The sequence below is a fragment of the Nocardioides secundeburneus genome, assembly GCF_039939255.1.
Lineage (GTDB): Bacteria > Actinomycetota > Actinomycetes > Propionibacteriales > Nocardioidaceae > Nocardioides.
Genome location: NZ_JBDUUE010000002.1, coordinates 44,641 through 59,844 on the forward strand (window position 1 = coordinate 44,641; position 15,204 = coordinate 59,844).

General features: G+C 73.7%; 12 protein-coding genes. 10 read left to right on the forward strand and 2 right to left on the reverse strand.

Annotated elements, in window-relative coordinates:
* The first annotated feature begins 30 nt into the window (after positions 1-30).
* A complete protein-coding gene (locus ABFT23_RS05185; RefSeq protein WP_347893117.1) occupies positions 31-804 on the forward strand; it encodes a crotonase/enoyl-CoA hydratase family protein in 774 nt (257 codons plus the stop codon).
* Between the two features lie 15 nt (positions 805-819).
* Here the strand turns inward: ABFT23_RS05185 and ABFT23_RS05190 are convergent, their stop codons facing one another.
* Positions 820-1,629, reverse strand: coding sequence for an SDR family NAD(P)-dependent oxidoreductase (locus ABFT23_RS05190; protein WP_347893118.1), 810 nt, complete (start codon positions 1,627-1,629; stop codon positions 820-822).
* A gap of 85 nt (positions 1,630-1,714) precedes the next feature.
* Between ABFT23_RS05190 and ABFT23_RS05195 the strand changes: the two genes are divergently transcribed.
* The 8 genes from ABFT23_RS05195 to ABFT23_RS05230 all read left to right on the forward strand — a co-directional run bounded on the left by ABFT23_RS05195 (position 1,715) and on the right by ABFT23_RS05230 (position 13,065).
* A complete protein-coding gene (locus ABFT23_RS05195) occupies positions 1,715-2,932 on the forward strand; it encodes an NAD(P)/FAD-dependent oxidoreductase (RefSeq protein WP_347893119.1) in 1,218 nt (405 codons plus the stop codon).
* 8 nt (positions 2,933-2,940) lie between these two features.
* Positions 2,941-4,002, forward strand: a complete 1,062-nt coding sequence (locus ABFT23_RS05200) for an NAD(P)-dependent alcohol dehydrogenase (RefSeq protein ID WP_347893120.1) — start codon at positions 2,941-2,943, stop codon at positions 4,000-4,002.
* Complete coding sequence (locus ABFT23_RS05205) at positions 3,999-5,375, forward strand: glucose-6-phosphate dehydrogenase (RefSeq protein ID WP_347893121.1); 1,377 nt, start codon at positions 3,999-4,001, stop codon at positions 5,373-5,375. Before ABFT23_RS05200 ends, ABFT23_RS05205 begins: the two co-directional genes overlap by 4 nt.
* Positions 5,372-7,198 carry a glycoside hydrolase family 15 protein gene (locus ABFT23_RS05210; protein ID WP_347893123.1) on the forward strand — a complete coding sequence of 609 codons (1,827 nt, stop codon included), beginning with the start codon at positions 5,372-5,374 and terminating at the stop codon, positions 7,196-7,198. The genes ABFT23_RS05205 and ABFT23_RS05210 overlap by 4 nt, the downstream gene beginning before the upstream one ends.
* Positions 7,195-7,896: a maleylpyruvate isomerase N-terminal domain-containing protein gene (locus ABFT23_RS05215; RefSeq protein WP_347893125.1), complete on the forward strand. Its 702-nt coding sequence runs from the start codon at positions 7,195-7,197 to the stop codon at positions 7,894-7,896. The genes ABFT23_RS05210 and ABFT23_RS05215 overlap by 4 nt, the downstream gene beginning before the upstream one ends.
* Positions 7,893-9,317, forward strand: a complete 1,425-nt coding sequence (locus tag ABFT23_RS05220; protein WP_347893126.1) for a mycothione reductase — start codon at positions 7,893-7,895, stop codon at positions 9,315-9,317. Before ABFT23_RS05215 ends, ABFT23_RS05220 begins: the two co-directional genes overlap by 4 nt.
* 113 nt (positions 9,318-9,430) lie before the next feature.
* Positions 9,431-10,822 carry a hypothetical protein gene (locus ABFT23_RS05225; RefSeq protein WP_347893128.1) on the forward strand — a complete coding sequence of 464 codons (1,392 nt, stop codon included), beginning with the start codon at positions 9,431-9,433 and terminating at the stop codon, positions 10,820-10,822.
* Complete coding sequence (locus ABFT23_RS05230) at positions 10,819-13,065, forward strand: acetyl-CoA acetyltransferase (protein WP_347893129.1); 2,247 nt, start codon at positions 10,819-10,821, stop codon at positions 13,063-13,065. The genes ABFT23_RS05225 and ABFT23_RS05230 overlap by 4 nt, the downstream gene beginning before the upstream one ends.
* A gap of 50 nt (positions 13,066-13,115) precedes the next feature.
* Here the strand turns inward: ABFT23_RS05230 and ABFT23_RS05235 are convergent, their stop codons facing one another.
* Positions 13,116-14,078, reverse strand: coding sequence for an aldo/keto reductase (locus ABFT23_RS05235; protein WP_347893130.1), 963 nt, complete (start codon positions 14,076-14,078; stop codon positions 13,116-13,118).
* Between the two features lie 36 nt (positions 14,079-14,114).
* On the opposite strand from ABFT23_RS05235, the gene ABFT23_RS05240 reads away from it, so the two are divergent.
* Complete coding sequence (locus ABFT23_RS05240; protein WP_347893132.1) at positions 14,115-15,125, forward strand: aldo/keto reductase; 1,011 nt, start codon at positions 14,115-14,117, stop codon at positions 15,123-15,125.
* The last annotated feature ends 79 nt before the right edge of the window (positions 15,126-15,204 follow it).

Consider the following 15,204-nt stretch of genomic DNA (forward strand, 5'->3'; position numbering starts at 1 on the left):
CTACGACCCGGGTTCTGGTTCAGTGAGCCCATGAGCGAGGAGAGCAGCGCGGTCCTGGTCGAGGTGCGCGACGGCGTCCAGGTGATCACCATCAACCGGCCCGAGGCCCGCAACGCGATCAACGGCGCGGTCGCCCGGGGCATCGCCGACGCCCTCGCCGCGCTCGACGCCGACGACGACGTGCGGGTCGGCGTGCTCACCGGGGCCGGCGGCACCTTCTGTGCCGGCATGGACCTCAAGGGCTTCCTGGCCGGCGACGACCCCACGGCCGACGGTCGCGGCTTCGGCGGCCTGACCGAGCGAGGTCCACGCAAGCCGTTGATCGCGGCCGTCGAGGGCTACGCCGTCGCCGGCGGGTTCGAGCTCGTGCTCGCCTGCGACCTCGTCGTCGCCGCCACGACCGCCCGCCTCGGCGTTCCCGAGGTCAAGCGCGGCCTCGTCGCCGCCGCCGGTGCCGCGATGCTGCTGCCGCAGCGCATCCCGCCCGCCATCGCGCTCGAGATGCTGATGACCGGCGACCCGATCACCGCCGAGCGCGCGGCCGCGCTCGGCCTGGTCAACCGCGTCGTCGCCGAGGGCGCCGCGGTCGACGGCGCCCTCGAGCTCGCGGCGGCCGTCGCCGCCAACGGGCCCCTCGCGGTCGCGGTCAGCAAGCAGGTCGCGCTCGAGTCGCCCGACTGGTCGCACGCCGAGCGCTGGCAGCGCCAGGCCGACGTCGTCCTGCCGGTCTTCGCCTCCGCCGACGCCCGCGAGGGCGCCACGGCGTTCGCCGAGAAGCGCCCGCCCCGCTGGACCGGGAAGTAGCCCCGGCCGCCGGGCCTACAGCGTCGCGACCGAGCCGGAGTCGACGCGGTAGTTGGCGCCGTTGACGAACGACGCGCGCTCGGAGCACAGGAAGGCGATCACGGCCGCGACCTCCTCCGGCTTCCCGCGACGGCCGAGCTCCATGTAGGGCCGCTCCTCGTCGAGGAACGACTCGACGGCCTCGTCGAACGACACACCCATCTCGGAGGAGCGCTTGTCCATCATCGCGTCGGTCATCGGCGTCTCGATGAAGGCCGGCGAGACCGAGTTCACCAGCACGCCCTCGTCGGCGTAGGAGCGGGCGAGACCCCGGGCGAAGGAGAGCAGACCGGCCTTGGAGGCGCAGTAGGGCAGCTCGTCGTCGTAGGGCTGCACGGCGTCCTCGCTGTTGACGAAGACGATGCGGCCCCAGCCGCCGTGGCGCAGGGTCGGCAGGAACGCGCGGGTGACGCGCACGGCGGAGAGCAGGTTGGTGGTGAGCACCTCGACCCAGTCGTCGTCGGAGATCTCGTGGAACGGGCCCGTGGCGCCGGTGATGCCGGCCCCGTTGACCAGGATGTCGACCTCGCCGGCCAGGTCGGCCACCGTGGCGGCGAGGTCGCGCGCGGCCTCGTCGGTGGACAGGTCGACCGGCACGGTGAGCGGCGCGGGCAGCCCCGGCGCCTCGCGGGAGAGCCAGGCGAGCGCCTCCTTGAGGTCGTCCTTGTCCTGGTCGACCATCACGACCTGCGCGCCCTCCTCGAGGAGGAGTCGCGTGGTGTGCCGGCCGATGCCGCCGGCGCCGCCCGTGACGACGGCCGTGCGTCCTGAGATTCCCAAGTCCATGACCCCAGCGTGTCGGAGGGCGCGCCGGATCCGGCCACCCCCACAGGTGACCGTCCCGGGTACCCGACCTGCCTAGGTTCGAACGGTGAGCAAGCGATACGACGTCCTCATCGTCGGCGGGGGCATGGTCGCCGACGCCGCAGCCCAGGCGATCCGCGAGCAGGGGTCGACCGCGAGCATCGGCATCCTCGGTGACGAGCCGACCCCGCCGTTCCCGCGGCCCGCCCTGTCGAAGAAGCTGTGGACCGACCCCGACTTCACGCTCGAGACCGGTGAGCCCGACACCGCCGGCGAGACCGGCGCCCACATCACCCTCGACACCCGGGTGATCAGCATCGACCCCGACGCCCACGAGGTGACCACCGAGGCCGGCGACACCTTCGGCTACGGGCGGCTGCTCGTCGCGACCGGCGGTCACCCCACCACCCTCGACGGGCTGCCGCCGGGGGAGCGGGTGCTGTACTACCGCACGCTCACCGACTACCACCGACTGCGCGCACTGGTCGACGCCGACCCCAAGCCGCACGTCGCCGTCGTCGGTGGCGGCTACATCGGTTCCGAGATCGCCGCCGCGATGATCGGCCAGGGCTGCCGCGTCACGCTCGTGCACCCCGGCGACGTGCTCGGCGCCTCGATGTTCCCGCCCGACGTCGCCGCCGACTACCAGGCGCTGTTCACCGACGCCGGCATCACCGTCGTGGGCGGGGTGCAGGTCGACGGCGGCACCGAGGCCGACGACGGCGTCCAGCTGCGGCTCTCGACCGGCGCCACCGTCGAGGCCGACGTCGCGGTGCTCGGTCTGGGCATCACGCCGTCCGCTGAACCGATCTCCGACGCGATCACCCGCTCCGACGACGGCGGCATCGTCGTCGACGAGCACCTGGCCACCAGCGCCCCCGACGTCTACGCCGCGGGCGACGTCGCCGAGTACCCCGACCCGATCCTGGGCCGTCGGCGGGTCGAGCACGTCGACAACGCCGACTCGATGGGAGCCGCCGCCGGGCGCATCCTCGTCGGCTCCGACGAGGTCTACGACCACACGCCGATGTTCTACAGCGACCTCTTCGGGCACGGCTACGAGGCCATCGGCTCGGTCGACGCCTCGCTCGAGTCGGTCGTCGACCGCTTCGGCGACGGCTCGTTCGTCGTCTACTACCTGACCGACGACGAGGTCGTCGGCGTGCTGCTCTGGGACTGCGACGGCGGCCTCGACGAGGCCACCGCGCTGCTCGCCGCCCACACCCGCCCGGCCGACGGCGACCAGCTGATCGGCACGATCCGACCCACCTCCGACGAGGAGTGAGGACCACCATGACGACGACCGTCGCCGCCCTCTCGACGCCGAAGGCGTCCGCCCACTTCGAGACCGTCGAGCTCGAACGACGCGACCTCGGCGCCCACGACGTGCGCATCGAGATCCGCTGGGCCGGCATCTGCCACACCGACATCCACCAGGCGCGCGACGAGTGGGGCCAGGGCATCTTCCCGATGACCCCCGGTCACGAGATCGTCGGTGTCGTCGCCGAGGTCGGCAGCGACGTCACCGACCACCGCGTGGGCGACCGGGTCGGTGTCGGCTGCTTCGTCGACTCCTGCCTGGAGTGCGAGGCCTGCCGCGACGGCGAGGAGCAGTTCTGCGCCCAGGGCGTCGTGCAGACCTACAGCTCGAAGGGCTACGACGGCGAGGTCACCTACGGCGGCTACAGCGAGCAGGTCGTGGTGCGTGACCACTTCGTCGTCGCGATCCCCGACGGCTACGCCGACGACGACCTCGCCGGCGTCACGCCGCTGCTCTGCGCCGGCATCACGACCTACGCCCCGTTGCGGCGCTACGGCGTCGGCGACGGCACCAAGGTCGGCGTGATCGGCATGGGCGGGCTCGGCCACGTCGCGGTCAAGATCGCCGCGGCGCTGGGCGCCGAGGTGAGCGTGCTCAGCCGCACCGACGCCAAGAGGTCCGACGGCGAGCAGTTCGGCGCGACGGCCTACCACGCCACCGAGGACGAGTCGGTCTTCGACGACCTCCAGGGCCACTTCGACCTGCTGCTCAACACCGTGGGCGACGCCGTCGACCTCGACGCCTTCCTCGGCACGCTCGGACGCGGCGGCACGATGGTCAACCTCGGCGCCCCGAGCGACTCGCTCGACGTCGGCGCGTTCTCCCTGCTCACGATGCGCCGCTCCGTGGCCGGGTCGATGGTCGGCGGTCTTCCCGAGACCCAGGAGATGCTCGACTTCTGCGCCGAGCACGGCATCACGGCCACCGTCGAGGTCATCGCCGCCGACCAGGTCGACGACTACTACGACAAGGTGGTCGACGGCGACGTCCGCTACCGGGCCGTCATCGACGTCGCCACGATCGGCGCGAAGTGAGCGAGCCGGAGCGGCCCGCGCCGCACGTCATCGTCCTCTTCGGCGCCAACGGCGACCTCGCCAAGCGGATGATCTACCCCGCGCTCGCCGCCCTCGGCGGGCGCGAGCGCCTGCCGGAGGCCTACGCCCTCGTCGGCACCGGGCGCCACGACGTCGACGACTACGCCGGCGTGATCCGCGAGTCGGTCGACGACGCGTCGTCCGACCTGGCCGAACGGGCCCGGTTCCAGACCTCCGACGCCGACGACGGCGCCGACCTCGCCCGCGCCGTCGCCGATGCCGAGCAGCAGGTCGCCGACGAGGCGGGCGTCGACGTGTCCGAGGTGCGCCGGATCGTCTACCTCTCGGTGCCACCGGGCTCGATGACCGACATCGTGGCGATGCTCGGTCGCGAGGGCATCACCGAGCGCGCCCGACTCGTCGTCGAGAAGCCGTTCGGGCTCGACCTCGACAGCTCGCGCGCCCTCGACCGGGCTCTCAAGGACGTCGTCGACGAGGACGCCGTGTTCCGCGTCGACCACTTCCTCGGCAAGGAGGCCGTGCAGAACGTGCTCGCGCTCCGCTTCGCCAACCGGCTGCTCGCCACGGTGTGGAACCGCGAGAACATCGAGTCGGTGAGCATCGAGGTGCCCGAGACCCTCGGTCTCGAAGGCCGTGGCAGCTTCTACGAGACGGTCGGCTGCCTGCGCGACATGGTCTCCACCCACCTGTCGCAGATCCTCGGCTTCGTAGCGCTCGAACCGCCGGATGACCTGTCCGCCGAAAGTGTGCGCGACGCCAAGGCCGCCGTCTTCGACGCGCTCCGCCCGATCGCGAAGGCCGACGCGGTCTTCGGCCAGTTCGACGGTTACCGCGACGACGACGACACCGACGACGACTCCCAGGTCGAGACGCTCGTCGCGCTGACGGCCTACGTCGACACCGACCGGTGGCGCGACGTCCCGTTCCACCTGCGCACGGGCAAGTCGATGGCCGACGACCGGCGTACGGTCACCCTCCGGTTCCGTGCGCCCGACCCGGCGCTGTTCGGCGACGAGGCGGCGAAGCCCGAGGACCTCGTGCTCGACCTGAGCGACGAGCCCCGCGTCTCGATCGAGGTGCGCGGCAAGCGACCCGGCCCCGAGCTCGACGTGGCGCCAGCGACCCTGCGCCTCGACTACGCCGACGACTTCCCCGACGACGAGCCGCTGGCCGCCTACGAGCGCATCCTGCTCGACGTCTTCCACGGCGACCAGCTGCTCTTCGCCCGCGCCGACGAGGTCGACCGGCTCTGGCAGGTCTACGGGCCGCTGCTCGACGACCCGCCCGCGGTGCAGACCTACGAGCCGGGCTCGTGGGGTCCGACGCCGCCGTGGGAGCGGGACGGCGCGTGAGCGACCAGCGAGACACCTGGCGCCCGATCGCGGCCCACGGGCTCGTCGGCGACCTGCGCACCTGCGCCCTGGTCGGCACCGACGGCACGATCGACTGGTTCTGCGCCGGGCGCTTCGACTCACCCAGCGTGTTCGGCTCGATCCTCGACCCCGACGCGGGGGAGTGGCGTCTCGCGCCGCCCGGTGGCGGGGAGTCGTCGCCCGGCGGCACGACGCACCAGTTCTACCTGCCCGACTCCAACATCCTCATCACCCGCTTCCTCACCGAGGACGGCGTCGCGGAGGTGCAGGACTTCATGCCGGTGCTGGCCGCCGACGACGCCGACCACCGCCAGCGCATCGTGCGCCGGGTCGTCGGCGTCCGCGGCACCACGGCGATGGAGATGCGGCTCGCCGCGCGGCCCGACTACGGCCGGGCGACGCCCGAGGTGACCGAGTCCGACCACGGCCTGCTGCTCGCCGGCGACGGCGTCCGGCTGGGACTGGTGTCGTCGGTCGACCTGCACGTCGACGGCGCCGACGTCACGGCCTCGTGGGAGGTCGCGACCGGCGACGAGGCCCTGTTCGTGCTGGAGGTGCTCGACCCCGACAGCGACGAGCTGCCCGCGGCCGACGCCGACGAGACCGACCGGCTGTTCGAGCGCACCGCGGCCTACTGGCGCGACTGGCTGTCGCAGTCGACCTACACCGGTCGCTGGCGCGAGATGGTCAACCGCTCGGCCCTCACCCTCAAGCTGCTCACGCACGAGCCGACGGGCGCCATCATCGCCGCGCCCACCACCAGCCTGCCCGAGGAGATCGGCGGCGAGCGCAACTGGGACTACCGCTTCGTCTGGATCCGCGACGCCGCCTTCAGCCTCTACGCGCTGCTGCGGCTCGGGTTCACCGACGAGGCCGCTCGCTTCATGGAGTGGCTCTCGCAACGCCTCGGCGAGGACCACGACGGCGACCTCGGCCCGCTCCGCGTCGCCTACGACATCGACGGCAACGTGCCCGAGGAGTCCGAGCTCGACCACCTGCGCGGCTACCGCGACTCGCAGCCGGTGCGCGTCGGCAACGCCGCGATGGGCCAGCTGCAGCTCGACATCTACGGCGAGCTCATCGACTCGGTCTACCTGTTCAACAAGTACGGCCCCGGCATCAGCCACGACGCCTGGACGGACCTGTGCCGCGTGCTGACGTGGGTGATGGACAACTGGGAGCGCGACGACGCCGGCATGTGGGAGATCCGCGACGAGCCGCGTCCGCACACGACGTCCCGGCTGATGTGCTGGGTCGCCGTCGAGCGGATGATGCGCACGGCCCGCCAGCGCGGCCTGCCGGGCGACGTCGCCGCGTGGTCGCGGGTGCGCGACGCGATCTACACCCGCATCCAGGAGCACAGCTGGGACGACGAGGTCGGCGCCTACATGCAGAGCGAGGGCTCCGACAGCGTCGACGCCGGCGTGCTGTTGATGCCGATGGTCAAGTTCGTCGCGCCCAACGACCCGCGCTTCGTCTCGACGTTGAAGGTGATCGAGGAACGGCTCGTCTCCGACAGCCTCGTGTTCCGCTACGACGTCGAGAAGTCCGGCGACGGCGTCGACGGCCAGGAGGGCACGTTCTCGCTGTGCTCGTTCTGGTACGTCGAGGCGCTGACCCGGGTCGGCCGCCTCGACGAGGCCCGGCTCGCGCTGGAGAAGATGTTCACCTACGCCAACCACCTCGGGCTGTTCGCCGAGCAGGTCGGGCTGACCGGAGAACAGCTCGGCAACTTCCCGCAGGCCTTCACGCACCTGTCGCTGATCAGTGCCGCGACCAACCTCGACGGCCGCCTCGGATGAGCGACCCGGCGACCGTGTCGGCCAGCGCGGAGTGGCGGGGCGTGCTCGACCGCGTGCGCAGCCTGGTCACCGAGACGGTCCTCGACCGTGGTGAGCAGACCCTCGACCGCGTCGTGCCGGCCTGCCCCGACTGGTCGGCGCGCGACCTGCTCAGCCACGTGGTCGGTCTCGTCGCCGACGTCCTCGACGGCGACGAGCCCGACGACCACAACCCGGGCTGGACGGCGGCGCAGGTCGAGGCCCGTCGCGGCCGCACCGGCGCCGAGCTGCTCGAGGAGTGGAGCGGCCACGCCGAGGCGATGGTGCGCTACCTCGACGAGCAGGACGAGCGCCCGTTGGGCGACGCGATCATCCACGAGCAGGACCTCCGCGGCGCGCTCGGCCGGCCCGGGGCCCGCGACACGGCCGGGCTGGCCGCCGTCCGGCAGGCGATGGCCGAGCGTCTGGGCGCCGGTCTCGCCGCCTCCGGCGACGACCGGGGGCCGCTGGCGCTGCGGGCACCGGGCTGGACCTGGTCGTCGGGCGACGGCGAGCCGGGTGCGATCCTCGAGGCCTCCGGATTCGACCTCTTCCGTGCCGTGGTGAGCCGCCGGACGGCGGCGCAGCTGCGGTCCTACGTCGTCGCCGGCGACGTCACCCCCTACCTCGACGCCTTCGCCCAGCTGGGCGACCTGCCAGACCGGGAGCTGCCCGAATGACCCACTACGACCTCGTGGTCGTCGGCGCCGGATCCGGCAACACGATCGTCGACGACCGTTTCGTCGGACGCCGTGTCGCGATCGTCGAGCGCGGCCCCTTCGGGGGCACGTGCCTCAACCGTGGTTGCATCCCGTCGAAGATGTTCGTCCACCCGGCCGACGTGGCCGTCGCGGCCGCACGCGGCCCGGTGCTCGGCGTCCGGACGTCGACCGGCCCGGCCGACTGGCCGACGATCCGCGACCGGGTGATCGGCCGGATCGACCACGTCTCCGAGCAGGGGCTGGCCTACCGGCAGGGTCTCGACGACGTCGACGTGCTCCTCGGCGAGGCGCGGTTCACCGGCGAGCGGCGGCTGGCCGTCGACCTGGCCGACGGCGGATCGGTCGAGATCACCGCCGACCAGGTCGTGCTGGCCAGTGGCTCGCGGCCCGTCGTCCCGCCGATCGAGGGCCTCGACCAGGTGCCCTACGAGACGAGCGACACGGTGATGCGGCTCGACGAGCTGCCGCGCCGGCTCGGCGTGCTCGGCGGCGGCTACGTCGGCTGCGAGCTCGCCCACGTGTTCTCGGCCTACGGCAGCGAGGTGGTGCAGGTCGAGGGCGAGGACGTGATGCTGTCGAACCAGGACCACGACGTGGCCGCGCACGTGACGAAGGCGCTGCAGCGGCGCTGGGACGTGCGCCTCGGCGTCAAGGCCGAGCGGGTCGCCCCCGCCCCCGACGGCGGGGTCGTCGTCCACCTCGACGACGGCAGCTCCTTCGAGGTCGACGTGCTGCTGGTGGCCGTCGGGCGCACGCCGAACTCCGACCTCCTCGAGGTCGAGCGGGCCGGCATCGCCACCGACGAGCGGGGCCTGGTGGTCGTCGACGAGCACCAGCGGGCCTCGGCCGCCGGCGTGTGGGCGCTGGGCGACGCCTCGAGCGAGGTGCCCCTCAAGCACGTGGCCAACCAGGACGCGCGCGTCGTGCAGGCCAACCTGCTCGCCACCTGGGCGGGCACCGACCCCGACGAGCTGGTCGTCAGCGACCACCGGTTCATCCCGAACGGCGTCTTCACGCACCCGCAGGTGGCCGCCGTCGGTCCGTCGGAGGCCGAGGCCCGCGAGAAGCACGGCGGCGACCTCGTCGTCGCGCGGCACGAGGTCGCCGACATCGCGTTCGGCTGGGCCCTCGCCGGCGGTCTCGACGACGACCCCGACGGCACCGGCTTCGTCAAGGTGCTCGCCCTGCGGTCGACGGGCCGGATGATCGGCGCGCACGTCGTCGGGCCGATGGCCACCGTGCTCCTGCAGCCGCTGCTGCTCGCGATGGCGCACGACCTGCCGGTGCGCGGCCTCGCGCGCAGCCACTACTGGATCCACCCGAGCCCGAGCGAGGTCGTCGAGAACGTGCTGATCGAGCTCGAGGAAGCGTTGGGCTGAGTGGTCTCGAGGCTTGCTGCGCTCGCACCTAGACCGGCGTCGGTGCGCACCTCGACCGTCGTCAGTCGAAACCTCGTCGGCCGGTGTCGGCGCGGCCGGATACGGTTCTCGGCATGGCTGAGTCCCTCTCGCGTGAGCTGATCCTCCCGGCGCGCCGGCTGTCGGTGCCCGAGCGGCCGTCCGACCGCCAGCTCGCCGCCGCGGCCACGCGCAGCGTCGACGAGTGGTCGACGACCCCGCGTGAGTGGCTCACCCAGCAGGTCGTGCGGCTCGCGGTCGCCGCGGTCATCGCCTCCCAGGTCGAGCGCTCCGGCGAGCAGTACGACGGCCAGGCCACGCTCGGGCACGTCGCCCGGCTCTTCCGGCCGCACGTCGGCCTCGCCCACCAGGCGTTCCGCCTCGGCGTCATCGAGGCCGTCAACGCCGGGGTGCCGGCCGTGGCCGACCCGCTGCGCGAGGCGCTGCGCCGGCTCGGCGTCACCGGCCGCGAGCCCCTCGTCATGCTCGCCCTCGGTCTCGACCGCGTGCCCGCCCAGGGCGGCGACGAGTTCTGGACGGCGGCCCGCGGTTCCACCGCGGTCACCGCCGTCGTCGACGCCATCGCCGTCAACCACCAGGGCGCCGTCGACGTCGGCAAGCTCGACCGTCGTCAGCTCGCTCGGGCCGACGCGCTGGTGCTCGCCGCCGGCAAGGTCACGCCCGTCGCGCTCGAGGTGCCGCCGCCGGCCAAGGGCGGCGCCTGGCTCGACGTCCCGGTCGCGATGACCAAGCCGCGTCGCCGCGGCGCCGACGAGCCACGGGGCAAGGGCGCGCCCACCGAGATCACCCTGCGCGCCGACGGCTGGACCGAGGTCTTCGAGACCGCCCTCGACGCCGTCAGCGCCGCCATGCACCAGCTCGACGGCGGCGGCCGCCCGCGCGGTCGCACCACCGCGGCCACCGAGTCGCTGGTGCAGCGGCTCGTCGCCGCCCGCAAGCGCCCGGTGGCCGAGGTCGTCGAGTCGCTGCGCAAGGTCGACGAGTTCGTGCTCGACATGTTCGACCACCAGGTCGAGATGACCGACGTCCGCGTCGCCGTCCCGGTGCTCGACGACGACACGCTGGCCTCCCTGTGGCTCTCGCCCGAGGCGCTGGCCGGCCCGCTCGTCACCGGGGCAGCCGACCTGTTCCTGGGCGGTTCAGAGACGCGCGCGCCGCAGCAGGGCGCCGGCCGCCCGGGCGGCCGTGGCCCACAGGGTGGTCGCGGCCAGGGCCAGCCGCGCGCGCCGCGCGGCGACGGTCCGCCCCGCGGCGAGGGCCAGCCCCGCGAGGGCCGCCGGGGCGGTCGGGGACGCCGTGGTGGCAAGCCGGCCGAGCGACCCACGCCGTCCGCGACGCCCGAGCAGACCCTAGCCACGCCGCCGCCCGCCCCGGAGCCGGCCTCAGAGCCGACCCCGGAGCCGGCCCCGGCCCCGGCCCCGCAGCCCGGACCCGGGTCCGCGCCCGAGGGCGACACCACCGCGTGAGCGACCTCGACCCGCGCACCCCGGTCCTGGTCGGGGTGGGCCAGACCTCCGAGCGCATCGACGACGCCGACTACGAGGCGCTGTCGCACGTCGGGCTCGCGGCCCGCGCCGCCCAGCAGGCGCTCGCCGACACCGGCGTCGACCCCGCGGTCGTCGCGGCGGTGGTCGACGTCGTCGCGGCCACCCGGCAGTTCGAGGTCTCCACCCCCCTGACGGCCGTGCCGTTCGGCCGGTCGACGAACGTGCCGCGCTCGATCGCCACCCGCGTCGGCGCCGACCCTGCCCGCGCGATCTACGAGGTCGGTGGCGGGCAGTCGCCCCAGAAGCTGGTCACCGAGCTCGCCGGCGACATCGCCGCCGGCCGGGCCGACGTCGTGCTGGTCGCCGGGGGCGAGGCGATGTCGACCCAGCGCCACCTGGCCGACGCCGACCCGCGCCCCGACTGGTCCGAGCAGCCCGCCGGCTCGCTCGACGACCGCGGCTACGGCCTGCGCGGCATGGTCACGCGCCGGGCACTGGTGCACGGCCTCCACGAGATCGCCGGCATCTACGCGCTCGCCGACAACGCCCGCCGCGCGGCCCGGCGCGAGCACCGCGACCACTACGCCCGCTCGATGGCCCGGCTGCTCGCGCCCTTCACCGAGGTCGCCGCGGCCAACCCGCACGCGGTCGCGCCGGTCGCCGTCGACGCCGACGACCTCGTCACCGTCGACGACCGCAACCGCATGATCACCGCGCCCTACCCCCGCCTCGTCGTCTCGCGCGACCTGGTCAACCAGGGCGCCGCCGTCGTGCTCACCTCGGTCGGCGCCGCCGAGCGGCTGGGCATCGAGCCCGACCGCTGGGTCTTCCTGCACGGCCACTGCGACCTGCGCGAGCAGGAGTTCTTCGACCGGCCCGACCTCGCGAGCGCGCCCACGCAGCCGCTCGCCGTGCACGCCGCCCTCGCCCAGGCCGGGCTCTCGATCGACGACGTCGACTTCTTCGACCTCTACTCCTGCTTCCCGGTCGCGGTCTCGCAGCTGCTCGACGGCCTCGACCTCGAGCCCGACGACCCGCGCGGGTTCACGCTCACCGGCGGCCTGCCGTTCTTCGGCGGCCCGGGCAACAACTACTCGATGCACGCCATCGCCGAGGCCGTCGACCGCGCGCGCTCCGAGCCCGGCAGCATCGGGGTCGTCAGCGCCAACGGCGGCACGCTCTCGAAGGTCTCGGTCGGCGTCTACTCCACCACGCCCGCGCCCTGGCGCACCGGCGACGACGACCTCCTGCAGGCCGGCCTCGACCGCCGTCCGACCGTGGCTCTGGTCGACCAGCCCGACGACGGCTGGGCCACCGTCGAGACGTTCACCGTGCGCCACGGGCGCCGCGGCCGCCAGGGCGTCGTCGTCGCGCGCACCGTCGACGACCGCCGCTTCGTGGCCGCGAGCGTGCCCGGCGACGACGAGCTCGTCGACTGGCTCGAGTCCGACGCCCAGCCCGTCGGCGAGCGGGTGTTCGTGCGCGCCACCGGCCCGGCCAACCGCGTCGCGCTCAGCCGCGAGCGCATGGACGAGCTGGTGCCGCGGCCGCCGGTCGGCTGGCGCGAGGCCTACGAGCACCTGACGGTCTCGCGGGCCGACGGCGTCGTCGAGGTCGAGGTGCCGGGCGACCTGCCCGCCGCCGTCCACCACGAGCTGGCCGACGTGCTCGACGCCGCCGAGGCCGACGGCGACGTCCGGGTCGTGCTGCTGCACGCCCCGACCGGGCTCGCGGGCCAGCCCGAGCACCTGCCCCGGTCGGGCTGGGCCGGGCTCACCCACCGACGCATCGTCACCCCCGTCGTCACCGCGCTGGGCGGCGACGCCGTCGGCGGCGGGTTCGAGGCCGTGCTCGCCAGCCCGTTCGTCGTCCTCGACGACGGCGCCGGCCTGCGGCTCGACCAGGTGCCCGCCGGTCGGTTGCCCGAGTCCGGCGGACTGGTGCGCCTGCCGCGCGCGGTTCCCGTCAAGGTGGCCACCGAGCTCGCCCTCACGGGGCGGCGCGTGCCCGCGTCCGAGGCCCTCGCGCTGGGCCTGGTCACCCGCGTCGACCCCGCCCCGCTCGCCACCGCCCGCGCGCTCGCCGCCGACCTCGCGGCGCTGCCGGCGCACGCCGTGCGGTCGAGCCTGGCGGTCATGCACGACGCCGCGGGCGAGCCCGACCCCCTCGCCGCCGTCCGACGCCCGCGGCAGGCCTACGACGACGCGCTCGTCGGCGAATGACGATAGTCGTGGACGTTCTGCACGCGGTGCAGAACGTCCACGACTATCGCTCAGCTGAAGCCGGTGGGCTGCCGCGGCGTGTAGTGCTCCTCGAGCGCCGCGACCTCGTCGTCGGTGAGCTCGAGGTCGAGCGCCGCCGCGGCGTCGGTGAGGTGGTGCTCCTTGGTGGGGCCGACGATGGGCGCGTCGACCACCGGGTGGCGCAGCACCCACGCGAGCGCGACCTGGGCCATCGGCACGCCGCGCGCCTCGGCGACCTGCCGGACGGCGTCGACGATCGGCTGGTTGGGGTCGGCGTCGAAGCGGGAGTGCAGCGGGTCGCTGCCCGAGCGCACGGTGGTCTCGCCCCAGGGGCGGGTCAGCAGGCCGCGCGCGAGCGGGCTCCACGGCAGCGAGCCGACGCCCTGGTCGGCCAGCAGGCCGAACATCTCCCGCTCCTCCTCGCGCTGCAGCAGCGAGTACTGGTCCTGCATCGAGACGAACCGGGTCCAGCCCCCGACGTCGGCGGCGTGCTGCATCGACGCGAACTGCCAGGCCCACATCGACGACGCCCCGAGGTAGCGGGCCTTGCCGGCCTTGACGACGTCGTGCAGCGCCTCCATCGTCTCCTCGACCGGGGTGGTCGGGTCGAAGCGGTGGATCTGGTAGAGGTCGACGTAGTCGGTGCCGAGGCGGGTGAGCGAGGCGTCGACCTGCTCCATGATCGCCTTGCGCGACAGGCCCGAGCCGCCCGGACCGTCGTGCATCGGGAAGTAGACCTTGGTCGCGAGCACGACGTCCTCGCGGCGGGTGAAGGCGCGGATGGCCCGGCCGGTGATCTCCTCCGAGGTGCCGGCGCTGTAGACGTTGGCGGTGTCCCAGAACGTGATGCCGAGCTCGACGGCCTGACGGAACAACGGGGCGGCCGCCTCGTCGTCGAGCATCCACTGCTGGCCACCGGTGCCGAAGCTCATGCACCCGAGCGCGAGACGGCTGACCTTGAGGCCGGTGCTGCCGAGGTAGGTGTGGTCCATGTCGCCGACGCTACTGCGGCCTGCCAGGCTGGGGGGATGGAGCGCACGGAGCACATGGAGCACCGCACCCTCGGACGGACCGGCCGCGACGTCTCGGTCGTCGGCCTCGGCACCTGGCAGCTCGGCGCCGACTGGGGCGAGGTGAGCGAGGACGACGCCCTCGCCGTCCTCGCCGCCGCCGTCGAGTCCGGCGTCACCCTGCTCGACACCGCCGACGTCTACGGCGACGGACGCAGCGAGCAGCTCATCGGCCGCTTCCGCGCCGAGCGACCCGACCTGCCCCTCACCGTCGCGACCAAGATGGGACGCCGCGTCGAGCAGCGCCTCGAGAACTACACCCCCGAGGCCTTCCGGGCCTGGACCGACCGCTCGCGTCGCAACCTCGGCGTCGAGACCCTCGACCTCGTGCAGCTGCACTGCCCGCCCTCGGAGGTGATCGAGGCCGACGCGACCTACGACGCCCTCGACGCCCTCGTCGACGACGGCACGCTCGCCGCCTACGCGGTCAGCGTCGAGACCTGCGACCAGGCGCTCGCGGCCATCGCCCGGCCCGGCGTCGCCTCGGTGCAGATCATCCTCAACGCCTTCCGCCGCAAGCCGCTCGACGCCGTCCTGCCCGCCGCGATCGAGGCCGGCGTCGGCATCGTCGCCCGGGTGCCGCTCGCCTCGGGCCTGCTCTCGGGCCGCTACACGCGCGAGACGACGTTCGCCGCCGACGACCACCGCGCCTACAACCGCGACGGCAGCGCCTTCGACGTCGGCGAGACCTTCAGCGGCGTCGACTACGCGACCGGCCTCGACGCCGCCGCCGCGTTCTCCGCCCTGGTCGCCGACGCCGACCTCGGCCTCACCCCCGCCCAGGCCGCGCTCGCCTGGGTCGTCCAGCAGCCCGGCGTCACCACCGTCATCCCCGGTGCCCGCGACGTCGACCAGGCACGGGCCAACGCCGTCGCCGGTTCGGCAGCCCCCCTGCCGGCCGCGTTCCTCGACGCCGTCGAGGCCCTCTACGACGAGCGGCTCCGCGCGGACATCCAACCTCGCTGGTAGCCACCGATCGCACGCCGGGCGGGGTGGTCTCGAGGCTCGTCACAGGGCTCCTCGCACCGTGACCATCGTCAGGGCGCGC